This is a genomic window from Halomonas sp. A3H3, from assembly GCF_000982975.1.
In the GTDB taxonomy this organism is placed as follows: domain Bacteria; phylum Pseudomonadota; class Gammaproteobacteria; order Pseudomonadales; family Halomonadaceae; genus Vreelandella; species Vreelandella titanicae.
Genome location: NZ_HG423343.1, coordinates 856,664 through 878,527 on the forward strand (window position 1 = coordinate 856,664; position 21,864 = coordinate 878,527).

At 55.8% G+C, this 21,864-nt stretch carries 18 protein-coding genes and 2 tRNA genes; 5 read left to right on the forward strand and 15 right to left on the reverse strand.

From position 1 onward, the window contains the following. Positions 1 to 51 precede the first annotated feature (51 nt). On the reverse strand, positions 52 to 672 hold the full coding sequence (gene ccmA / locus HALA3H3_RS03685; protein WP_022519958.1) for a cytochrome c biogenesis heme-transporting ATPase CcmA: 621 nt from the start codon (positions 670 to 672) through the stop codon (positions 52 to 54). Between the two features lie 197 nt (positions 673 to 869). On the opposite strand from ccmA, the gene HALA3H3_RS03690 reads away from it, so the two are divergent. Next, on the forward strand, positions 870 to 1,250 hold the full coding sequence (locus HALA3H3_RS03690; protein ID WP_022519959.1) for a LexA family protein: 381 nt from the start codon (positions 870 to 872) through the stop codon (positions 1,248 to 1,250). Beyond that, positions 1,250 to 1,876 (forward strand): IMPACT family protein, encoded by a 627-nt coding sequence (locus tag HALA3H3_RS03695; protein WP_022519960.1) that lies wholly within the window; start codon positions 1,250 to 1,252, stop codon positions 1,874 to 1,876. The genes HALA3H3_RS03690 and HALA3H3_RS03695 overlap by 1 nt, the downstream gene beginning before the upstream one ends. A gap of 219 nt (positions 1,877 to 2,095) precedes the next feature. Here HALA3H3_RS03695 and HALA3H3_RS03700 read toward each other — a convergent pair whose 3' ends face one another. The 3 genes from HALA3H3_RS03700 to HALA3H3_RS03710 all read right to left on the reverse strand — a co-directional run bounded on the left by HALA3H3_RS03700 (position 2,096) and on the right by HALA3H3_RS03710 (position 5,592). After that, positions 2,096 to 3,418: a sodium ion-translocating decarboxylase subunit beta gene (locus HALA3H3_RS03700; protein WP_022519961.1), complete on the reverse strand. Its 1,323-nt coding sequence runs from the start codon at positions 3,416 to 3,418 to the stop codon at positions 2,096 to 2,098. 10 nt (positions 3,419 to 3,428) lie between these two features. Next, the gene (gene oadA / locus HALA3H3_RS03705) at positions 3,429 to 5,243 is read right to left on the reverse strand and encodes a sodium-extruding oxaloacetate decarboxylase subunit alpha (protein WP_022519962.1); all 1,815 of its coding nucleotides are present in this window, start codon (positions 5,241 to 5,243) and stop codon (positions 3,429 to 3,431) included. 91 nt (positions 5,244 to 5,334) lie between these two features. Next, positions 5,335 to 5,592: an OadG family protein gene (locus HALA3H3_RS03710; RefSeq protein WP_022519963.1), complete on the reverse strand. Its 258-nt coding sequence runs from the start codon at positions 5,590 to 5,592 to the stop codon at positions 5,335 to 5,337. Between the two features lie 159 nt (positions 5,593 to 5,751). Between HALA3H3_RS03710 and HALA3H3_RS03715 the strand changes: the two genes are divergently transcribed. Next, on the forward strand, positions 5,752 to 6,747 hold the full coding sequence (locus HALA3H3_RS03715; RefSeq protein ID WP_022519964.1) for a tRNA dihydrouridine synthase: 996 nt from the start codon (positions 5,752 to 5,754) through the stop codon (positions 6,745 to 6,747). Positions 6,748 to 6,919: 172 nt separating this feature from the next. Here HALA3H3_RS03715 and HALA3H3_RS03720 read toward each other — a convergent pair. From HALA3H3_RS03720 to HALA3H3_RS03755, 8 genes are all read right to left on the reverse strand, one after another. After that, positions 6,920 to 6,996 (reverse strand) — tRNA-Arg (locus HALA3H3_RS03720). Between the two features lie 56 nt (positions 6,997 to 7,052). Then, positions 7,053 to 7,145 (reverse strand) — tRNA-Ser (locus HALA3H3_RS03725). A gap of 133 nt (positions 7,146 to 7,278) precedes the next feature. Then, positions 7,279 to 7,467: a carbon storage regulator CsrA gene (gene csrA / locus HALA3H3_RS03730; protein WP_007111501.1), complete on the reverse strand. Its 189-nt coding sequence runs from the start codon at positions 7,465 to 7,467 to the stop codon at positions 7,279 to 7,281. Between the two features lie 194 nt (positions 7,468 to 7,661). Next, a complete protein-coding gene (locus HALA3H3_RS03735) occupies positions 7,662 to 8,912 on the reverse strand; it encodes an aspartate kinase (RefSeq protein WP_009286781.1) in 1,251 nt (416 codons plus the stop codon). Between the two features lie 100 nt (positions 8,913 to 9,012). Continuing rightward, positions 9,013 to 11,622 carry an alanine--tRNA ligase gene (gene alaS / locus HALA3H3_RS03740; RefSeq protein WP_022519965.1) on the reverse strand — a complete coding sequence of 870 codons (2,610 nt, stop codon included), beginning with the start codon at positions 11,620 to 11,622 and terminating at the stop codon, positions 9,013 to 9,015. A 214-nt stretch (positions 11,623 to 11,836) separates the two neighbouring features. Then, positions 11,837 to 12,301 (reverse strand): regulatory protein RecX, encoded by a 465-nt coding sequence (locus tag HALA3H3_RS03745; RefSeq protein ID WP_022519966.1) that lies wholly within the window; start codon positions 12,299 to 12,301, stop codon positions 11,837 to 11,839. A 39-nt stretch (positions 12,302 to 12,340) separates the two neighbouring features. After that, positions 12,341 to 13,414, reverse strand: coding sequence for a recombinase RecA (gene recA / locus HALA3H3_RS03750; protein ID WP_009286780.1), 1,074 nt, complete (start codon positions 13,412 to 13,414; stop codon positions 12,341 to 12,343). Positions 13,415 to 13,543: 129 nt separating this feature from the next. Next, positions 13,544 to 14,083, reverse strand: coding sequence for a CinA family protein (locus HALA3H3_RS03755; protein WP_035538996.1), 540 nt, complete (start codon positions 14,081 to 14,083; stop codon positions 13,544 to 13,546). A gap of 83 nt (positions 14,084 to 14,166) precedes the next feature. On the opposite strand from HALA3H3_RS03755, the gene mutS reads away from it, so the two are divergent. Both mutS and fdxA read left to right on the forward strand, forming a co-directional pair. Further along, on the forward strand, positions 14,167 to 16,728 hold the full coding sequence (mutS, locus tag HALA3H3_RS03760; protein WP_022519968.1) for a DNA mismatch repair protein MutS: 2,562 nt from the start codon (positions 14,167 to 14,169) through the stop codon (positions 16,726 to 16,728). A 159-nt stretch (positions 16,729 to 16,887) separates the two neighbouring features. Beyond that, positions 16,888 to 17,211, forward strand: a complete 324-nt coding sequence (gene fdxA / locus HALA3H3_RS03765) for a ferredoxin FdxA (protein ID WP_007111508.1) — start codon at positions 16,888 to 16,890, stop codon at positions 17,209 to 17,211. 565 nt (positions 17,212 to 17,776) lie between these two features. On the opposite strand, the gene eno is transcribed toward fdxA, so the two are convergent. The 3 genes from eno to HALA3H3_RS03780 all read right to left on the reverse strand — a co-directional run bounded on the left by eno (position 17,777) and on the right by HALA3H3_RS03780 (position 21,664). Further along, entirely contained in the window at positions 17,777 to 19,066 is a 1,290-nt protein-coding gene (gene eno / locus HALA3H3_RS03770; RefSeq protein ID WP_022519969.1) for a phosphopyruvate hydratase, read from the reverse strand. A gap of 66 nt (positions 19,067 to 19,132) precedes the next feature. Then, a complete protein-coding gene (gene kdsA, locus HALA3H3_RS03775) occupies positions 19,133 to 19,996 on the reverse strand; it encodes a 3-deoxy-8-phosphooctulonate synthase (protein ID WP_022519970.1) in 864 nt (287 codons plus the stop codon). 12 nt (positions 19,997 to 20,008) lie between these two features. Further along, positions 20,009 to 21,664 carry a CTP synthase gene (locus tag HALA3H3_RS03780; RefSeq protein ID WP_022519971.1) on the reverse strand — a complete coding sequence of 552 codons (1,656 nt, stop codon included), beginning with the start codon at positions 21,662 to 21,664 and terminating at the stop codon, positions 20,009 to 20,011. Between the last annotated feature and the right edge of the window lie 200 nt (positions 21,665 to 21,864).

Genomic DNA, 21,864 nt, shown 5'->3' on the forward strand with positions numbered 1-21,864 from the left:
GCTGTCGAGCGTTATTTAAGCCGCTATTTCCAATTGAGACAGTCCTGCTTTCTACCCTAGGGATATCCGTCTGAGCAACGGTGAAGCGGTTAACTCGTGGTGTGTCGTTACTAACACGCAGCCCCCCGCCTGAGCGTGGGCAACCAGCTGTCTTTCTAGATCAGCGACGCCGTGGCGATCAATCGCGGTAAAAGGCTCATCCAGTACCCATAGGGCGCGCGGCGTTAACGTTAAGCGCGCCAGGGCAACACGGCGCTGTTGGCCTGCCGAGAGTTGCCCTGCGGGCACATCTTCAAAGCCTGCCAACCCAACCCGTTCAAGGGCTTCCAAGCGCTGATCTTCATTACCACTTTCCCCGCTTAAGGCCTGGTACCAGGCTAAATTTTCTAACGGTGAAAGCCCTGCTTTAATGCCTGGTGCGTGTCCTAAATAGAGCAGATTCGCGAGAAAATGTTCGCGTGTCTCGTTCATCGCAGCGCCATTCCAGAACAGTTCGCCCTGGTAGTCACTGAGCTGGCCGGAGAGAATTTTCAGAAGGCTGGTTTTACCACTACCATTGGGCCCTTCAATTCGCACTATTTCACCGCTGCGAACCTCCAGATCCAACCCTTGAAACAGCCAGCGGTCATCGCGTTCACAGGCAAGCTGGCGGGCTTGTAGACACAGGCTCAAGCGTCTCTCCTGGCATATTGATTTCGCGTCGAACTCTACACGTAAAGCCCCTTTCTCGCCACTCACACAATGCGGCGCTGGGTCGCAGCGTGATCTTCATCAATATGTCGTGAGAGCAATTATCTCTGGCACTGTATGCAAAAACAGGTCTACAATGAAAACCACTGTATGAAAGAACATGCAATGGAGATTCTTTGATGACCCTATCGATGGCAGCACCTACCGTTACGTTTGGCCGTAGACAACCGACACCGCGCCCTTACGCAATGGCGCCTAGCATTACCCGACGCAATACCTATGCACTCAAAGTGCGTGGCAATGCACTGTGTGATTGCAACTTGTTCGATGGCGATGTCATTATTATCCGGCGCTATCAACACGATACCCAGACAGAAACTGCCGTTGCCGAAATAAACCAGCAAACGATCGCCTTGAGGCAGCTCTCTATCAGCCGCTTTGGCGTAGAGCTATGGCCAGAAGATACTTTGCAGCCAGCGCTATTTTTGCACAACCGGGATATTCAGGTACTCGGCATGGTAATGGGTGTGAAAAGTGAGACTACCTTTACGGAGCATTAATGCGCTATCGGGTTCCCGAGTTACCCACAGGGTCATGGCATACGGCTGACATTGAAGTAGAAAAGAGCCAATTTATCACCTGGATCTGCCACGCTCCCGATATCAACGCATTCACTACTCTGCTGAATGCGGCGAAAACCGCGCATCCTAATGCCAGCCACCACTGCACTGCCTACATTGCCGGGCCACCCGGCGAGCAAAATCTGATTGGCTTTTCCGATGATGGCGAGCCTGGCGGCACCGCTGGCCGCCCCATGTATCAGGTTCTCCAGGGGAGCCAACTGGGCCAGATTGGCTGTGTGGTCATTCGTTATTTTGGCGGTACAAAGCTCGGCACCGGTGGCTTAGCCCGCGCCTACGCTCAGGCGGTTAGCCATGCCCTTGAGACACTCGCTACCCGGGAAGTGGTTGAGCGCGACACCTACACCCTGCGCCTTACTTTTGCCAATGAAGCGATTGCCCGCGCCTGGTGCGAAGAGCACGACATCCCTATTGAGCAAGCCGACTACGATGGTGATGGCGTTCGCCTGACCATTGGCTGGCCACGGGACTGCCCGCTTGACCTTGCCCCGCTAGAAAACCGCTTGAAGAGTGCTATTGAGGTTCTCTCTGCACCAAAGGCATAACGCAGCAGATGAAAGGGCCCCATATGTCATTGCGAGGAGCTTGCGACGCGGCAATCTCGTTCTGCGGTGGCAAACGCCGCGCTTCGCTCGCGATGACACTCACCGGCCATTGCGAGGAGCCTGCGACGAAGCAATCTCAAGCCTACCCTGAGAACCAACCCCAGATTGCTTCACTGCGTTCGCAATGACACCCCTATGTCGTTGATGGCAGAGGACTAGTTAACCCAGGTATTTAATCATTACCCCGGCCGCGACTGCCGACCCAATAACACCCGCCACGTTGGGGCCCATGGCATGCATCAGCAGGAAGTTATGTGGGTTGGACTCCAGCCCCACCTTATTCGCCACCCGCGCTGCCATAGGCACGGCGGAAACGCCCGCGGCACCGATCAATGGGTTGATGGGCATTTTGCTCACCAGGTTCATCAGCTTGGCCATCAATACCCCAGCGGCCGTGCCGATACCAAAGGCGACAATACCCAGACCTAATATCCCCAGCGTCTCAAATGCCAGGAAACTCTCGGCCATCAGTTTGGAGCCTACCGACAGTCCCAGGATAATCGTGACGATATTGATCAAGGCGTTTTGCGCGGTATCCGACAAGCGCTCGACTACGCCACACTCACGCATCAGATTACCGAAGCAGAACATACCGAGTAGCGGTGCCGCATCGGGCAGAAACAGCGCGACCAGAATCAGCAGCATCAGCGGGAAGATGATTTTTTCCAGCTTGGAGACCGGCCGCAACTGGGTCATCTTGATTTGACGCTCTTTATCGGTGGTCAGCAGACGCATGATGGGCGGCTGTATCAGCGGCACCAACGCCATATAGGCGTAGGCAGCCACCGCGATAGCACCCAGCAGCTCCGGCGCCAGCACGCTGGAGACGTAGATGGAGGTCGGCCCATCGGCCCCGCCAATAATACCAATGGCGGCGGCCTGATTGAGCGAGAAATCCATGATGCCCATCGAGGTGAGCGCCACGGCACCAAACAAAGTGGCAAAAATACCAAACTGAGCGGCCGCACCTAAAAACAGCGTGCGCGGATTGGCCAGCAGCGGACCGAAGTCGGTCATGGCGCCCACACCCATAAAGATAATCAGCGGCGCGATACCTGAACCAATTGCTACTTTATAGAAGTTGTAAAGCATGCCATCGCTATAGCCGACGCCCACGGCGATATCACGTGCGGCACGCACCTGATCCGGTGCGACGCCATCGTGGGCTATCACTTTTAACGATTCACGCCAGGCTTCCGCATTCGCTAACGGATCCAGCGTCGCGCCCAGCGCTGCCGCTATCTGCTGTAGCACTGCGGGTTTCGCCACCTCGATCGCTTGGTCTAGCGCTGAAATCGCCAACCCTGCTTCGGGAATATTGGCCAGAATGCCGCCAAAGCCAATCGGCACCAGCAGCAGCGGCTCAAACTTCTTATAAATGGCCAGGTAAAGCAGCAGTAGCCCCACCATGATCATGACGGCTTGGCCAAGCTCAAGGTTATATAGCCCAGAGCCTTCCCATAACGTTACTAATTTATCCATTACTGGGCCCTTAGAGCTCGATCAGCGCATCGCCTACGGCTACGCTGTCGCCCTCGCTGACGTTAACCTTAGACACAGTGCCTGCGATACTGGCACGCACTTCGGTTTCCATTTTCATCGCTTCAAGAATGATCACCACATCCCCTTCAGCGACTTTATCGCCAGGGCGGACATTAACCTTGAAGATATTGCCGGCCAGCGGCGCATCAATGCTCTCACCAGTGGGTGCAGACACTTCCTCTTTGGGGGCGCCAGTGCTGGCCGCCGTTTGCTCCTGCACTTCGCCCAGTTCACCACCTTCAGACACTTCCACCACGAAGGCTTTACCGTTGAGCTTAACGGTATAGGTTTCCGGGCCACTGCTAGCCACCGGCGCTTTGCTTTCCACCTTGGCGGGTGTCTTTTCAGCACTTGCGTCAGTTGCCTGGGGGGCAGGTTCAAAGGCGTCGGGATTGTCGCGGTTTTTAAGGAACTTCAAGCCGATCTGCGGGAACAGCGCGTAGGTCAGAACATCATCTACTTCGCGCTTGCCTTCGGCCAAGCGAATGCCTTCAGCGCTAGCCTTCTCTTTCAGTTCGGCAGCCAGCCTATCCATTTCCGGTGAGAGGTTATCCGCCGGGCGACAGGTAATCGGCTCGCCGCCTTCCAAGACGCGCTTTTGCAATTCGGCGTTGAAGGGTGCTGGGGCAGCACCATATTCACCTTTGAGCAGCGCCTGAACTTCCTTGGAGATCGACTTGTAGCGCTCGCCCATCATCACGTTCATGACCGCCTGGGTGCCGACGATTTGCGAGGTGGGCGTCACCAGCGGAATAAAGCCAAGATCTTCGCGCACGCGGGGAATCTCGCTGAGCACGTCGTCCAGCTTATCGCCCGCGCCCTGCTCTTTCAGTTGGCCTTCCATGTTGGTCAGCATGCCGCCGGGTACCTGAGCAATCAGGATGCGCGAATCAATACCACGCAGCGAACCTTCAAAGGCGGCGTACTTCTTACGTACTTCGCGGAAGTAACCGGCAATATCTTCCAGCAGTTCAAGATCCAGACCGGTATCGCGGCCGGTGTCTTTCAGCATTGCCACCACTGACTCGGTGGGGCTGTGACCGTAGGTCATCGACATGGACGAAATCGAGGTATCGACGTTATCAATGCCTGCTTCCACTGCCTTCAAAATGGTTGAGGTAGAGAGGCCGGTGGTGGCGTGGCAGTGCAGGTGCACCGGAATCGATAGCTCTTTCTTGAGCCGGGTGACCAGATCGAAGGCCGTATAGGGCGTCAGTAGCCCCGCCATATCCTTGATAGCCAATGAATCTGCGCCTAAGCCAGCAATGGTTTTGGCGAGATCAACCCAGCTATCCAGGGTATGTACCGGGCTCACGGTGTAAGAGATGGTGCCCTGGGCGTGACCTTCGACGTTACGCACCGCCTGAATGGCGCGCTCTAAATTGCGCGGGTCATTCATGGCATCGAAAACACGGAAGACATCAACGCCGTTGGTTTTCGCCCGCTCGACAAACTTATCGACAACGTCATCGGCGTAGTGGCGGTAGCCCAGCAGGTTCTGACCACGTAGCAACATGGCCTGAGGTGTATTGGGCATAGCCTCTTTTAATGCACGAATGCGCTCCCACGGATCTTCGCCCAAATAGCGGATACAGGCGTCATAAGTGGCCCCACCCCAGGTTTCCAGCGACCAATAGCCAACGCGATCCAGTTTTTCGGCGATCGGCAGCATATCGTCCAGCCGCATACGTGTAGCGAATAGCGATTGATGGGCATCGCGCAGCACGACATCAGTAATGCCTAGAGGGCGTTTTATTTCGTTCATTGTCATGGCTCACAGTAGAGAGTTGTAAGTTTGTAGTAAAAATAACAAAAAAATAGCCACAAGAGGGCCAAAATGAAAAAAATCGAGAAAGTTAACGACGCCGGCTTGAGCGATAACGATGCACTGCAGCACTGATCACCGCCATGACCTCGTCATTTTGCGCAGAGGAACCCGAAGATGGCGACGATTTATTGCCCGTATTAACAGCCACAGGGGCGGGCTGAAAACGCCCAACAAGCTTCGACATCAGCGTAACGCTAATGACCAAAACAGTAAGAAAAACAAACACTACGCCCATACCGAGCGCCATCAACGCCAGCCCTTCTTGCAATAGTTCTAGATCCTGCATAAAGCGATCTCCTTGAAGCCCGGTGTCTTGAAGCACAGCTCAAGTACCATTTTTACGCACATCATGACGCCAATACGGTGAAAGGCGCTTGGCGCAGTAAGGGGAATGCACTAACCTGCCACACTCAGAATAGAATGCAATGGCGCGATAGTGGAAGTCATGGTTGTTAATTTACTACAAAACGGCAGAATCGGCCTAGCCCCGATGGAAGGGGTAATCGACGCCCTGACTCGTGATCTGCTGACCCGGCATGCCGGGTTCGACTGGACGGTCACCGAGTTTGTACGTGTGGTCGATGCACGCCTGCCGCCAAGAGTGTTTTATAAACACTGCCCCGAGCTTGTGCAACCGCCTGTGGCCACACCAAGCGGCATTCCCGTGCATTTACAGTTACTGGGCTCTGACCCAGTCGCCCTGGCGGCTAACGCGCGCCTGGCGCTTAGCCTGGGCGCGGTGAGCGTCGATCTTAATTTCGGCTGCCCTGCCAAACTGGTTAACCGGCACGATGGCGGCGCCTCGCTGTTACGCCAGCCTGATCGCGTCTATAAGGCGGTTAAAGCCGTTCACGACGCTTTAGAGGGGGAAATCCCGGTGACCGCCAAGATTCGTCTGGGCTTCGCTAATCGCCGTTTAGCGGTGGCCTGCGCCCAAGCCACCGAAGCGGGCGGAGCAGCACAGTTGGTCGTTCATGCACGCACCCGAGACGAGGGCTACCGCCCACCGGCACACTGGGAGTGGATCGGCAAAATTCGCCGCCAAATGAGCATCCCCGTGGTCGCCAACGGCGATATCTGGACACTGGAAGATTACTGGAAAGCCCGCACCCTGTCAGGGTGTCGCGACGTGATGCTGGGACGGAGCGCCCTGGCCGATCCTTGGCTGGCGCCACGCATTCGCCACTGGCTGCAAACCGGCGAGCGGCTACCTGAGAGTAGCTGGGCGATGCGCGCCAACGTGCTCAAAGAATACGCCGCTCTACAGCGTCAAAAGCTACCCGACCGCGTCGTGGTCTCTCTGGTAAAGCAGTGGCTTGCCCAAATGCGTCAAGGCAGCAGTGAAGCTGAACAGAATTTTCAGCGCGTAAAGCGCATCACCGAGTTAGACCAACTGCTCGACAGCCTTGTTGTCGACGAACAGCAAGCTGCAATGGCTTAGCCCTTCTTTCGCCCCCCCTTTAACAAGCAAAAAAAAAGCGCCCTACCGCAAAGCGGGGGCGCTACAAACGATCGCAAGACCGGGGCGCGAGCGACTTCCGGTCAGGCTAGAAACTGGCGGTCAGACTGGAAACAGAAAACCCGCTCTCAATAAGAGAGCGGGTTTTGGAATCTGGCGCGCCCGGGAGGATTCGAACCTCCGACCCCCTGATTCGTAGTCAGGTACTCTATCCAGCTGAGCTACGGGCGCATACCTTGTGACCATGCACTTTTTAACAAAGTAAAAGTACTTACTGGCCATGCGATTGGCGGAGAGAGAGGGATTCGAACCCTCGATAGGGCTATAAACCCTATACTCCCTTAGCAGGGGAGCGCCTTCAGCCACTCGGCCACCTCTCCTCAACGGCATGGCGCGAATATTACCGATTTAGTCTTCTTGTGTCTAGTCTTCTACGGATTTTTTTCGCACCGGCCATATCTTACATATAAGCTTACGCTTTAAGCATCGTTTCATCATGCGAGCTCGCAAGGCTTATTCCACTTCATTTTCACTGTTTCGTTCACGCTGAATACGCTGGTAAATCTCTTCACGATGAACTGCCACATCTTTAGGCGCATTTACGCCAATACGTACTTGATTGCCTTTCACACCTAGCACGGTGACGGTGATTTCATCACCGATCATCAGCGTTTCGCCAACACGGCGAGTTAGGATGAGCATGGCTGATCTCCTTTTCAGACGTTTTATGCAACGGGATATGTCAGCCGGAGGCAACACCATGCCATTATGCGACATAGTGTTCCCTGTCACCAATGACTCCGGCTCCATGACACCTTATACCTCCCGTTGAAAGAAAGCTCACCACCACACGGCAGTAAGTACCCCTTCAGCGTAGAAGGTTTAAGGTATTAATGTTATTCAGATTCGATATCTGCCTTATCTAAACCAAAAGCTTTGTGTAATGCATTAACAGCAAGCTCCATATGCTTCTCATCAATCACGACCGAGATTTTAATCTCAGAGGTGGAGACCATACGAATATTGACGTTTTCGTCAGCTAGCACACGGAACATTTTCGACGCCACACCGGCGTGAGAACGCATACCGACACCCACTAAAGAGACCTTAGCAATATTGTCGTCGCCACGCAGCTCACCGCCGCCCAAATCAGGAATCACCGTCTCTTCAAGCAGCTTTTTAGTGGCTTTGTAATCGCCCTTAGCAACCGTAAAGGTAAAGTCGGTATAGTCTCCGGCCGGCGCCACGTTCTGCACGATCATGTCCACTTCGATATTGGCATCGGCAATGGGCCCAAGAATGCGTGATGCCACACCCGGCACGTCCGGCGTATTCAGCAGGGTTAATTTTGCTTCATTTTTGGTGAAAGCGATACCGGAGATCAGTGGTTCTTCCATAGCGTCCTCGTCTTGGTCGGCTTCTGCAACAATTAGGGTACCGGGGCCGTCTTCAAAGCTCGACAGCACCCGCAGGGGTACGTTGTACTTTCCGGCAAACTCTACCGCGCGGATCTGCAGCACTTTAGAGCCGAGACTGGCCAGTTCCAGCATCTCTTCCACGGTAATGCTCGTTAAGCGCTGGGCTTTGGAGCAGACGCGAGGGTCGGTGGTGTATACCCCGTCAACATCGGTGTAAATCTGGCACTCATCGGCACCTAGCGCAGCGGCTAGCGCCACCCCTGTGGTGTCAGAACCACCACGGCCCAGGGTGGTGATATTGCCGTCTTCATCGACCCCTTGGAACCCGGCCACAACCACTACCTGACCTGCGTCCAGATCGGCCTTGAGGTCTTCGGTTTCAATGCGCTGGATACGCGCCTTGGTATAGGCACTATCGGTATGAATGCCTACCTGGGCGCCTGTGTGCGAAGTGGCTGGCACACCGATTTGCTGAAGCGCCATGGCGAGCAGTGAAATAGTTACCTGCTCGCCGGTCGATAGCAGCATATCCATCTCGCGCGGTGCGGGATCGTCGTTAAGCGCCTGTGCCATGTCCGTCAGGCGGTTGGTTTCGCCGCTCATGGCGGAGACCACGACCACTACCTGATGGCCTTGATCGCGGAAGCCCTTAACCTTTTCCGCTACGGCCTTGATACGCTCGACAGAGCCCACCGAAGTGCCGCCGAACTTCTGTACGTATAGTGCCATATGCCGTTTTTTCCTATGCGTTCGGGAATGGAGGGTGAAAGTGTCACAAGTTTTAAATAAATAATAAGGCCGGTGACAATAATGCCACCGGCCCAGAGGTTTAGCTAAGAACGTTTTCCAACCATGCTGGTACGCTCTTCAACGCATCCGGCAGGGCGTCGGGTTGACTACCTCCCGCTTGGGCCATGTCGGGGCGGCCACCGCCCTTCCCTCCTACCTGGGAGGCAACATGGTTCACCAGCTCACCGGCTTTCACTCGGCCGCTCAGATCCTGGGTGACCCCAGCAATCAGACTCACTTTGCCCGCCGCCTGGTCGGCAACGCCGAGGATAATCACTCCAGAGCTTAGCTTGTTCTTAAGCTGGTCAAGGATGCCGCGTAAATCTTTGCCTGACACACCATCCAGCTGCGTCGCCAGCAGCTTCACGCCATTGACCTCCTGCACCTGGCTGAGCATATCGCTACCCGCTGCACTGGCTAGTTTGGCCTTGAGCTGCTCAAGCTCTTTTTCCAGGCTACGGTTGCGCTCAACCAGTGATTCTACCCGCGCTTCGACCTGTTCAGGCTTGGTCTTCAAGCGCTCACCCAATCGCTCGAGGCGGGCTTCCTGCTCGCGGAAGTGAGCCAGCGCATTTTCGCCGGTGATCGCTTCGATGCGGCGCACACCAGAAGCAATGCCCACTTCGCTCATCACATGGCAGCAGCCAATATCACCGCTGCGTGCCACGTGGGTACCACCGCATAACTCGATCGAGAAGTCGTCGGCACCAATGGTCAGCACGCGCACGTTCTCGGCGTATTTGGCCTCAAACAGCGCTGCTGCGCCCTTGGCCTTGGCTTGGTCCAGGCTCATCTGCTCGATCTTGGTCGGCGCATTAGCCAGAATCTGCTCATTGACCAGCCGTTCGACTTCCGCCAGTTGCTCAGCGGTCATCGGCTCGAAATGGCTAAAGTCGAAGCGCAGGCGCTCGGCGTTCACCAGCGAGCCTTTCTGCTGTACGTGATCACCCAGCACCATGCGCAGCGCTTTGTGCAGCAGGTGGGTGGCTGAGTGATTGCGAATGGTGGCTGTGCGTAGACTGGCATCCACTTCGCCGCGCACGCTTGCACCAACGCTTAGCGAGCCTTCTACCATCATGCCCTGGTGCAGGTGATGACCGCTCTGCTTTTGGGTATCAGTGACCTGGAAACGGCCGCCGTCGACGTATAGGTAGCCGGTATCGCCCACCTGGCCGCCTGACTCGCCGTAAAACGGCGTGCGGTCTAGTACCACGACACCCTTCTGCCCCGCTTCCAGCGCTGCCAGTGGATTGCCCTCGCTGTCGACCAGCGCGGTTACCTTGGCCTGATCTTCCAAGCGGTCGTAGCCGGTAAAGGCAGTTTCGCCCTCCAACTCAATGGAGGCACTGTAGTCGGCGCCAAATTGGCTGGCCGCCCGTGCGCGTTCACGCTGGGCCTCTAACGCCTGCTGAAAGCCATCGTCGTCCAGGCTAACGCCACGCTCACGACAGACGTCGGCGGTAAGGTCGAAGGGAAAGCCGTAGGTGTCATAAAGCTTAAATACCGTCTCACCCGGCAGCACCTTGCCATCCAGCTCGGCCAGTGCTGCATTCAAGAGCCCCATACCGTGATCCAGGGTGCGTGCGAACTGCTCTTCTTCTTTCAGCAGTACACGGGCAATTTGATCGCTCGCTTCACGCAGTTCCGGATAAGCATCGCCCATCTCCGCATCCAGCGCCTCCACCAGCTTGTGGAAGAACGGCTCTACCGCGCCCAGCTTATGGCCATGACGAATTGCGCGGCGAATGATCCGACGCAGGACATAGCCGCGCCCCTCGTTGGAAGGCAGTACGCCATCGACAATCAGAAAGGCGCAGGAGCGGATATGGTCGGCAATTACGCGCAGTGAGGGTGTAGCGGTATCGGGGTGTCCGGTCGCTTTAGCTGCAGCCTGCAGCAGGTTCTGGAACAGGTCGATCTCATAGTTGGAGTGCACGCCCTGCATCACGGCGGCGACCCGTTCGAGTCCCATACCGGTATCGATAGAGGGCTTCGGCAGTGGATTGAGCGTACCTGCAGCATCGCGATCGAACTGCATGAACACCAGGTTCCAGATTTCGATGTAGCGGTCGCCGTCCTCTTCCGGGCTGCCCGGTGGGCCACCCCAAACCTCAGGGCCGTGATCAAAGAAGATTTCCGAACTGGGACCACAGGGGCCGGTGTCGCCCATCTGCCAGAAGTTATCTTCATCCAGCTTGGAGAAGCGTTCAGGGTCGATGCCGATCTCATCTTTCCAGATGCGCTCAGCTTCATCATCGCTGATGTGTACCGTTACCCACAGCTTGTCTTTGGGGAGTCCCAGCGTTTCGGTTAAAAACACCCAGGCAAAGCGAATGGCGTCGCGCTTGAAGTAGTCGCCAAAGCTGAAGTTACCCAGCATCTCAAAGAAGGTGTGGTGACGCGCGGTATAGCCGACGTTGTCTAAATCATTATGCTTACCGCCCGCGCGAACGCAGCGCTGCGCAGAGGTGGCGCGCACGTAAGGGCGCGGATCGCGGCCTAGAAACACATCTTTAAACGGCACCATGCCGGCATTGGTAAACAGCAGCGTCGGGTCGTTGCCCGGCACTAATGAGCTGGTGGGTACAATCGTATGCCCCTGCTCTTCGAAGAAGGTGAGAAAGGCCTGTCTAATCTCTGCGCTTTTCATAGGGTATCCGTAACAAGAAAGCGTGATGTCCCAGGGCGCTGTTGCCGCTACCCTCAGGGGTCGCAAAGCAGCCATTATAGCGCAGTTGTCAAACGACTAAAGCCGCACTTAGTGGCAGAAAGGCAAACAGCCACGTAAACAACTGGATGAACAAGCGTATTAGAGCGCTACTAGAAATGTAAGAGGGGGTATTGTATAGGCTGGGGAAAACGTATTACAGACAGGAGAGCGCATAGCGAATTTGTTCAAAATCGAAGCCGCGACTGGCGAGAAAACGTTCACGCCTAGCGCGCTCTTTGGGGGTCTCACCGGGGCTATCAAAACGCCGCGCCAGGGTTTCCCGGGCTAGCTCAAACCAGTCGACCTGCTCGCCCCCCTCCACTTCTTCAAAAGCGGTGGCAAGGGTTTCCTGGTCTATGCCGCGCTGGCGCAACTCGCCTTTAATACGAATCACGCCTTGGCCACGCAGTATGCGCGAGCGCACGAAACTGGCCGCAAAGCGCGCGTCAGACTGCAGCCCTTGTTCAACCAAGGCGTCCAGGCACTCATCAATAGCGGCATCGTCGAAAGACTTTTTCTTCAGACGCTGAGCAAGCTCGGCGCGGGAGTATTCGCGCCGAGCCAGTAAACCAATGGCGATATCACGGGGCGTAGCATCACGCTGGGAGGTGAATGCCATCAGCTTATCTTAGCTAGCATTAGCTTAGTGCGTATCGTCTTACAGCAGATCGTCATCACCCGCATCCAATTCTGCCGCTGCTTCGGCAGGCGCATCTTCCTTCTCCTTTTTAGGATCGGGCTTGGCCAAGAGCTGCTCACGAATCTGCGTTTCGATTTCGAGCATAATTTCCGGGTGCTCTTCCAGATACAGCGCTGAATTGGCTTTACCTTGACCGATTTTCTTACCTTTATAGCTGTACCAGGCACCGGCTTTGTCGACTAGGTTGCACTGCACGCCCAGGTCGATGACCTCACCGGCGTGGTAGATACCCTTGCCGTAAAGAATCTGGAATTCAGCCTGACGGAATGGCGGTGCTACCTTGTTTTTGACTACTTTCACGCGGGTTTCGTTACCGGTGACTTCATCACCCACTTTCACCGAGCCGGTACGACGAATATCCAGACGCACGCTGGCATAGAACTTCAGCGCGTTACCACCAGTGGTGGTTTCGGGGCTACCAAACATGACGCCGATCTTCATGCGGATCTGGTTGATGAAGATCACCAAGCAATTGGCGTTTTTGATATTACCGGTGATTTTACGCAGTGCCTGAGACATCAAACGCGCCTGTAGGCCAACGTGGGAATCACCCATTTCGCCTTCGATTTCAGCGCGCGGGGTCAACGCAGCGACCGAGTCGATAACAATCACGTCAACACCGCCAGAGCGTACCAGCATGTCGGTAATTTCCAGCGCCTGCTCACCGGTGTCCGGCTGGGAAATCAGTAGATCATCCAGGTTGACGCCTAGCTTTTCTGCGTAGCTGGGGTCAAGCGCATGCTCGGCATCGACGAAGGCACACACTTTGCCCTGTTTTTGCGCCTGAGCAATCACCGAAAGGGTCAGGGTCGTTTTACCCGACGATTCCGGGCCAAAGATTTCGCACACACGGCCAAACGGCAGCCCGCCGATGCCGAGGGCGATATCCAGACCCAATGAACCGGTGGAAACCGACGGCATGACGACACGCGGTGCGTCGCCTAGACGCATGACGGTGCCCTTGCCGAACTGACGGTCGATTTGGGTGAGTGCAGCGTTTAGCGCTTTAGTGCGGTTGTCATCCTGAGCCATTCAGAGATTCCTCATAACAAGCTGTATAATTAGCCAGTAGTATGCCAAAGATTGCGCCGTAAACAAATCCTTGATCGCGCTTTCTCTCATCTATTTTATCAACAGCCTTTTTGCATATGCGCCTTTTTCTTACGGCTGGTTCGTCTTGCTCGCCTTCTCGCGCTCATTCAGGCGCGCCACCAGCCCAACCAAGGCCTGACGCACGGCCTGCTCTCGCACCGACTGACGGTCACCTGGAAAGTGAAAGCATTCAGCTTCCTGGGCAGCAGCATCTCCCCAGGCCAACCAAACCGTACCCACCGGCTTTTCAGCGCTCCCCCCCTCTGGGCCTGCAACACCGCTAACGGCAACAGCTAAGCCCGCGCCACTTTCATTACAGGCGCCCAGCACCATGGCTTTGACGACCTCCTTGCTGACAGCACCGTGCTCGGCCAGCGTGGTCTCAGGCACCCCCAATAAGCGCGTTTTAGCAGCATTCGCATAGGTCACATAGCCCGTCGTAAAGTAAGCAGAGCTACCCGCCACCTCGGTAATGGCGCTGGCAATGCCTCCCCCCGTACATGACTCAGCGGCGGTCACTTCCACATTCAACTGCTTACACAGCCGCCCCAGCCGCTGAGCTAACAGGGTTAAATCAAGATTTTTCAGGCTAGTTTCGCTGGGCACTATGGTCGCTCCTTCAAGTGAGTCGTCTGTTCAGCGTAGAATACTGCGTTTAGCTTTCTCAAAGAAATTGCTCAATCAGGACGCCCATGTCACAGGCTATTCCCGCCAACACGCCAATGATCACCCAGTATTTAAAGATCAAGCGCGAGCACCCCGAGGTACTGCTGTTCTACCGCATGGGGGATTTTTATGAACTGTTTTTCGACGACGCCAAGCGCGCCGCCGCACTGCTGGATATTACCCTTACCCAGCGTGGGCAGTCAGGCGGCAAGCCTATCCCGATGGCGGGCGTCCCCTATCACAGCGCTGAGGGCTATCTGGCCCGCCTCGTCGCTGGCGGCGAGTCGGTCGCTATTTGTGAGCAAATTGGCGACCCCGCGACCAGCAAAGGGCCCGTTGAGCGCCAAGTGGTGCGTATCGTCACCCCTGGCACACTCCACGATGAAGCGCTGCTCGATGCCCGCCGCGACAACGTCCTGGTGTCCGTTTCTCCCGGAAAAGAGAGCTGGGGCCTTGCCTGGCTGGAGCTCTCCAGTGGTCGCTTCAACGTACTGGAAGTAGACAGCGAAGCCGAAATGCTCGCCGAGCTGACGCGTCTCTCCCCGGCCGAGCTGCTGGTACCCGAAAGCTTAACGCTACCCGAGGCCTGGTCGCAGAAACGCAGCCTGCGCCGCCAGGGCGAGTGGCTGTTTGATTTGGAAAGCGCTACCCGTAGCCTCTGCGACCAGTTCGAAGTGCAGGATTTACGTGGCTTTGGCTGTGCGCACTTAACCTCTGCGCTAATTGCTGCCGGGGTATTGATCGATTATGCCCGGGACACTCAGCGCTCGCGCCTGCCCCACGTGACCGCCATCAGCGTTGAGAACCGCGACGACGCGGTGGTGATCGACGCTGCCAGCCGCCGTAATCTGGAAATTGATATCAACCTGGGCGGCAGCAGCGACAACACCCTGGCCAGCGTGCTGGATACCTGTACCACCGCCATGGGTTCACGGCTACTCAAACGCTGGCTTAATCGGCCACTGCGTCAACGCGAGATTGTCCAGGCCCGTCATGCGGGTGTGGCGCTGCTAAGCCTGGATGCCGCCTATATGCCGCTGCGCGAGACGTTGAACGCGGTGGGCGACGTGGAGCGCATTCTGGCCCGGGTGGCGCTGTATAGCGCCCGCCCGCGCGATTTGGCACGGCTGCGGGATGCACTGGTAACGCTTCCGGAACTGGAGCAACAGCTTAGCGAGGTTGAGAGCGGCAGTGCGCTGGATAACCTGCGCCCGCATATTCGCCCCTACCCAGAAATGGCCGATATGCTCAGCCGGGCGCTGGTAGAAAATCCGCCGGTGGTGATCCGCGATGGCGGGGTGATTGCCGATGGCTTTGATTCAGAGCTGGATGAGCACCGTGGCATGGCCGAAAACGCGGGCGACTATCTTATTCAGCTCGAGCTTCGCGAGCGCGAGCGCACGGGGCTAGCCAATCTCAAAGTGGGCTACAACCGGGTGCACGGCTACTTTATTGAGCTACCGCGTTCACAAGCCCAGCAGGCGCCCGCCGACTATATTCGCCGCCAGACACTTAAAAATGCCGAGCGGTTCATTATCCCCGAGCTCAAAGAGTTTGAAGATAAGGCACTCTCCGCTAAATCTCGCGCGTTGACGCGTGAAAAATGGCTCTACGATCGCCTGCTTGGCGATCTCAACGCAAGCCTTCACGCGCTGCAGAGCACCTCGCAAGCCTTGGCGGAACTGGACGTACTGTGCGCCTTTGCCGAGCGCGCCGAGGCGCTGAACTGGGTGCGTCCAACACTCAGCGAAACCACCGGGATTCAAATTGACGCGGGACGACATCCGGTGGTCGAGCAGGTGAGCGAGACACCCTTTGTGCCCAACGACGTGACGCTCAATCCTGACCAGCACATGCTGATTATTACCGGCCCCAACATGGGCGGTAAATCGACCTATATGCGTCAGACGGCGCTCATCGCCCTTCTCGCTCACTGCGGCAGTTTTGTGCCCGCCGATGCCGCCGAGATCGGCCCGCTGGATCGAATATTCACCCGCATTGGCTCATCGGATGACTTGGCCGGCGGGCGCTCTACCTTTATGGTCGAGATGACTGAAACTGCCAACATTCTCCACAATGCCACCCAGCAAAGCTTGATCCTGATGGATGAAATTGGCCGCGGCACCAGTACCTTTGACGGTCTGTCGCTCGCCTGGGCAAGCGCTGAACATCTGGCAAAAGGACGCGCGCTAACGCTGTTTGCGACCCACTACTTTGAAATGACGGCGCTGCCTGAGCATATGGAAGGGGTGGCCAATATCCACCTAACGGCGACCGAGCATGGCGACAGCATTGTGTTTATGCACCGCATCGAAGCGGGCCCGGCCAGCCAGAGCTATGGTTTGCAGGTGGCGCAATTAGCGGGCGTGCCCAACCATGTGATTAAACGTGCCCGCGAGAAGCTGATAAGTTTGGAGCAGCGCGATGTGGATAACACAGCGCAGGCGCCGCGAACCGCACCGCAGCAAAACGATCTGTTCGCCGCTGCACCGCATCCGGTGGTCGAGGCGTTGGAAAACGTCGATATGGATGGTTTAACACCGCGGGAAGCGCTATCACTATTGTATCAGTGGCGAGACCTGATCTAATGGTGCTTACAGGAGGGAAAGCCATATGGCGCTTGCCGCCAGGTATGCGCACCTCTAGAATGTCGTTCAAACTTTTAGCTTATAAAAAACGGCTGATTTATAACCATTCACGATTGACCATGGCTGGGAGTTACCCGGCCCTGCAAGAGGGATAGCAAGATGACGTTTGTCGTTACCGAGAACTGCATCCAGTGCAAATACACCGACTGTGTGGAAGTCTGCCCGGTCGACTGTTTTTACGAGGGCCCGAACTTCCTGGTCATTCATCCTGACGAGTGTATCGACTGCGCGCTGTGTGAGCCCGAGTGCCCCGCCGAGGCGATATTCTCCGAGGATGAGCTGCCGGATGGACAGGAGGCCTTTATCGAGATTAACGCTGAGATGGCCGAAGTATGGCCCAACATCGCCGAAAGAAAAGACCCGCTGCCGGACGCCGAAGAGTGGGATGGCAAGCCCGGCAAGCTTGAGAAACTAGAGCGCTAAACGCTGTGACGGTTTAAAAATCAGCACATAGCTCTTTTTAAAAGCTCTCTTTAAAAATTCTCTTTAAACCAGCGCTGGTTGTTAAAAACAGCGCTGGTTTTTTTGTGTTTTCAAAAGTGTATCGTCAAAAATGTGCTGCCAAATTGCGGGCAAAAAAAGGCGACCCGTAGGCCGCCCGCTCCAAGCACTTCCTCTGACCACTCCCTGGATCAACCTCCTCAGATGACGTCCTTGCCAGGGCTCACCTCACTGTATCACCCGGCGCATCTGACCTACATCCCGCTGCATCCTGACTGAAGCGTCCTTGCCTCCCCTTGTCCTGTGTATATTGTGTCAGATCATGGCCGCTTCTCAACAAAGCCAAAATACAAAAGGGCGAGCCGCTGCGACTCGCCATTTTTAAAAAACCACTTATTAAACAATTACTTAAATTTTAATTAGTGGCAAAGTAAGCTATTTCTTACCCTAAACTGAGCGATTCTCGTCGGTATTTGTAAGATATCTCTTACAAAATTTTGAGACATCTCTTACAAGCACCTCTAAAAATTCGCTCGATATTGGCATTTTACTGCCCTTTAATGGCTTTCAAACCTGGGTAGGTCACATCACCCAGCTCTGCTTCAATCACCAGCAAACGGTTGTACTTGGCAACCCGATCAGAGCGGCAAAGTGAGCCCGTTTTGATCTGACCGGCACAGGTACCCACCGCCAAATCGGCAATGGTGGTATCTTCGGTTTCACCGGAGCGGTGAGAAATAACCGCCGTAAAGCCAGCATCCTGCGCCATCTTAATCGCGTCCAGCGTCTCAGAGAGCGAACCGATCTGGTTGAACTTGATCAGGATAGAGTTACCGATCTGCTCATCGATACCGCGCTTGAGAATCTTGGTATTGGTCACGAATAGGTCATCGCCCACCAGCTGCACTTTATCGCCCAGCTTATCGGTCAGCGCTTTCCAACCCGCCCAATCCGATTCATCCATGCCGTCTTCGATAGACACAATCGGGTAATCGGCACACAGGCCTGCCAGGTAATCGGTAAAGCCTTGTGCGTCGTAGCTTTTGCCTTCACCGGAAAGGTTGTACTGACCGTCTTTGTAAAACTCAGACGAAGCACAATCCAGCGCCAGCGTGACGTCTTTACCCAGCTCATAGCCAGCATCGGCAACGGCTTGTTTAATCACCGCTAGCGCATCAGCGTTAGACGCCAGGTTAGGCGCAAAGCCGCCCTCGTCACCGACGGATGTAGAGAGCCCTTTCGCGGAGAGCACTTTCTTCAGCGCGTGGAAAATTTCCGCGCCCATGCGCAACCCTTCGCGGAAGTTAGGCGCGCCCACTGGCTGCACCATAAATTCCTGGATATCGACGTTGTTATCCGCGTGCTCGCCGCCGTTGATGATGTTCATCATCGGCACCGGCATGCTGTACTGGCCAGGTTGACCGTAGAGCTCGGCAATGTGGGCGTAGAGCGGTACGCCTTTGGCGTTAGCAGCTGCTTTAGCCGCCGCCAGCGAAACGGCTAGGATGGCATTCGCCCCCAGATTCGCTTTGTTTTCAGTGCCGTCCAGCGCCAACATGGCATCGTCCAAGCCGCGCTGATCACGCGCATCCATGCCCATCAGCGCATCACGAATTTTGCCATTGACCGCATCGACTGCTTTCAGCACGCCTTTGCCCAGGTAGCGCGACTTATCGCCGTCACGCAGCTCTAACGCTTCCCGGGAGCCGGTTGAGGCACCGCTGGGGGCACAGGCTTCGCCGACAGCACCGCTGGCTAGGCGGACTTGCGCTTGCACGGTCGGGTTACCACGGGAATCCAGCACTTCCAACGCACTGATAGCAACAATTTTGGTCATGGCAGTATCCTTTCCTGTTAGTCAGATAAAATTATTAATATAACGACCTGATTAGCTAAATACAGCTTAGCGAATCGTTAGCGGCTCAAACCCTTTGACCAGCGCATCCAACTGGGCAAGCTGAGTCAAGAACGGCTCTAATTGATCCAGCGGCAATGCACAGGGACCATCGCATTTGGCGTTGTCTGGGTCAGGGTGGGCTTCCAAAAACAGCCCGGCAAGGCCGACAGCCACGCCTGCACGCGCTAACTCAGCCACCTGGGCACGGCGCCCATCAGCACTATCGGCACGCCCACCGGGGCGCTGCAGCGCGTGGGTCACATCGAAAAATACCGGGTAGCCGGTTTGCTTCATATCACCAAAGCCCAGCATATCAACAATCAGATTGTTGTAACCAAAGCTTGAGCCGCGCTCGCAGAGCATCAACTGGTCGTTACCCGCTTCCTGGAACTTGCTGAGGATATGACGCATTTCATGGGGCGCCAAAAACTGCGGCTTTTTGATATTGATGACCGCGCCGGTTTTGGCCATGGCGACCACCAAATCAGTTTGGCGAGCCAAAAAGGCCGGCAGTTGGATAATGTCAGCGACTTCAGCGGCTGCTTGCGCCTGCCAAGGCTCGTGAACGTCAGTGATGATCGGCACGTTGTGGCGAGCTTTGATATCGGCCAGTATCTGCAGCCCTTTCTCGATACCTGGGCCGCGGTAGGAGTGAATCGAACTGCGATTGGCTTTGTCAAAGCTGGCCTTAAAAACGTAGGGCATACCCAGCTTCTGGGTCACCGTGACGTAGGCTTGAGCGACTTCGTCGGCAAGATCGGCCGACTCTAGTACGTTCATGCCACCCAGCAGCATAAGCGGCAAGGAGTTACCGGCGGTTAAGCCGGCAACGTTAATATGACGCTCTTGAGATCGGTCTTGAGAAGCCATGCTTCTGCCCTCTTATTCCTGCGAGTTCGCGTGGGCGCGACTGCGCGCTGTTTTGTAATCCAAGGCGGCGTTCACAAAGCCAGAGAACAGCGGGTGACCATCACGGGGAGTAGAAGTGAACTCCGGGTGGAACTGGCAGGCTACGTACCAAGGGTGATCCGCCAGCTCGATGACTTCAACCAGCGATTGGTCGACGCTCTTGCCTGAGATAACCAAGCCCGCCTTTTCAAGCTCATCGATAAACTGGTTATTGACCTCGAAGCGGTGACGGTGGCGCTCGACAATCTCATCCGAGCCGTAGGCTTCGCGTGCTTTGGTTCCCGATGCCAAATGGCATACCTGGCCACCTAAGCGCATGGTGCCGCCTAAATCAGACGCTGCATCGCGCAGCTCGACTTTGCCTTCTGGGCTTAGCCACTCGGTGATCAAACCTACTACCGGGTGCTGGGTGTCGTGGGTGAACTCGGTAGAGTTGGCATCGTTCCAGCCTGCCACATTACGGGCAAACTCAATCACCGCCACCTGCATACCCAGGCAAATACCCAGATATGGCACGTTGTTTTCGCGGGCGAATTGAGCGGTCATAATCTTGCCTTCTACGCCGCGCTCGCCGAAGCCGCCGGGCACCAGAATGGCGTCTTTACCCGCCAAGCGCTCGGTGCCGTGACGCTCGATGTCTTCGGAGTCAATATAGTCGACGTTGACCTTAATGCGACCCTGGATACCGGCGTGAATCAGCGCTTCGTTGAGCGACTTGTAGGCATCCAGCAGTTCCATGTACTTACCGACCATGGCAATACTGACGGATTTGAGCGGATTGAGCTTGGCATCCAGCACCTTCACCCACTCGGATAAATCTGCTTCCGGGGCTTCCAGGCGCAGCTTATCGCAAACGATCTCGTCCAGACCGTGTTCATGGAGCATCAGCGGGATGCGATAGATCGTATCGGCATCCTGCAGCGGTACCACGGCACGCTCTTCGACGTTGGTGAACAGGGCGATTTTGCGGCGCTCGCTCTCTTCCAGTTCAACTTCGCTGCGGCAAATCAGAATATCCGGCTGGATACCGATGGAACGCAGCTCTTTAACGCTGTGCTGGGTCGGTTTGGTTTTGGTCTCACCCGCCGTTTTGATGTAGGGCACCAGGGTCAGGTGCATAAACAGCGCACGGTTGGCGCCCTGCTCACTACGAATTTGGCGGATCGACTCCAGGAAAGGCAGCGATTCGATATCACCGACCGTGCCGCCGATCTCTACCAGCGCCACATCAAACCCTTCACCGCCCGCGTAAACGCGCTCTTTAATCTCGTCGGTGATATGTGGAATGACCTGAACAGTGCCACCGAGATAGTCGCCCCGACGCTCTTTACGCAGTACGTGCTCGTAAACACGGCCGGTCGTAAAGTTGTTGCGCTGGGTCATTTTGGTGCGAATAAAGCGCTCGTAATGCCCGAGATCAAGATCGGTTTCGGCGCCATCTTCTGTGACGAACACCTCACCGTGCTGGAAGGGGCTCATGGTGCCCGGATCCACGTTGATGTACGGGTCGAGCTTGAGCATGGTGACCTTAAGGCCGCGGGCCTCTAAAATCGCCGCAAGCGAGGCGGAGGCGATGCCCTTGCCAAGAGAGGACACAACGCCGCCGGTCACGAAGATATATCGTGTCATGGATAACCTGTCGAAACGTGATCAGAAGGCACGGCAGAAAGCCACGCCAGGATGGGTCGACAGACTAGCAGATTACGGCTTAAGGCTCAATTTGAACTGCACTGCTTAAAGTACGCGCTGTCATTCTGAAGCATCGCATCCTGTCATTGCGAAGAGCACAGCGACGCGGCAATCTAACCCAGATCGCCACGCTTCGCTCG

What these genes read in the sequence shown, in the direction of transcription:
- eno (WP_022519969.1), bottom strand. Translation starts at nt 19,066, where the DNA reads ATGACCAAAATTGTTGCTATCAGTGCGTTGGAAGTGCTGGATTCCCGT.
- kdsA (WP_022519970.1), bottom strand. Translation starts at nt 19,996, where the DNA reads ATGGCTTCTCAAGACCGATCTCAAGAGCGTCATATTAACGTTGCCGGC.
- alaS (WP_022519965.1), bottom strand. Translation starts at nt 11,622, where the DNA reads ATGAAAAGCGCAGAGATTAGACAGGCCTTTCTCACCTTCTTCGAAGAG.
- HALA3H3_RS03735 (WP_009286781.1), bottom strand. Translation starts at nt 8,912, where the DNA reads ATGGCACTATACGTACAGAAGTTCGGCGGCACTTCGGTGGGCTCTGTC.
- oadA (WP_022519962.1), bottom strand. Translation starts at nt 5,243, where the DNA reads ATGAACGAAATAAAACGCCCTCTAGGCATTACTGATGTCGTGCTGCGC.
- HALA3H3_RS03695 (WP_022519960.1), top strand. Translation starts at nt 1,250, where the DNA reads ATGCGCTATCGGGTTCCCGAGTTACCCACAGGGTCATGGCATACGGCT.
- HALA3H3_RS03780 (WP_022519971.1), bottom strand. Translation starts at nt 21,664, where the DNA reads ATGACACGATATATCTTCGTGACCGGCGGCGTTGTGTCCTCTCTTGGC.
- HALA3H3_RS03710 (WP_022519963.1), bottom strand. Translation starts at nt 5,592, where the DNA reads ATGCAGGATCTAGAACTATTGCAAGAAGGGCTGGCGTTGATGGCGCTC.
- recA (WP_009286780.1), bottom strand. Translation starts at nt 13,414, where the DNA reads ATGGCTCAGGATGACAACCGCACTAAAGCGCTAAACGCTGCACTCACC.
- fdxA (WP_007111508.1), top strand. Translation starts at nt 16,888, where the DNA reads ATGACGTTTGTCGTTACCGAGAACTGCATCCAGTGCAAATACACCGAC.
- HALA3H3_RS03745 (WP_022519966.1), bottom strand. Translation starts at nt 12,301, where the DNA reads ATGGCATTCACCTCCCAGCGTGATGCTACGCCCCGTGATATCGCCATT.
- HALA3H3_RS03715 (WP_022519964.1), top strand. Translation starts at nt 5,752, where the DNA reads ATGGTTGTTAATTTACTACAAAACGGCAGAATCGGCCTAGCCCCGATG.
- mutS (WP_022519968.1), top strand. Translation starts at nt 14,167, where the DNA reads ATGTCACAGGCTATTCCCGCCAACACGCCAATGATCACCCAGTATTTA.
- csrA (WP_007111501.1), bottom strand. Translation starts at nt 7,467, where the DNA reads ATGCTCATCCTAACTCGCCGTGTTGGCGAAACGCTGATGATCGGTGAT.
- HALA3H3_RS03690 (WP_022519959.1), top strand. Translation starts at nt 870, where the DNA reads ATGACCCTATCGATGGCAGCACCTACCGTTACGTTTGGCCGTAGACAA.
- HALA3H3_RS03700 (WP_022519961.1), bottom strand. Translation starts at nt 3,418, where the DNA reads ATGGATAAATTAGTAACGTTATGGGAAGGCTCTGGGCTATATAACCTT.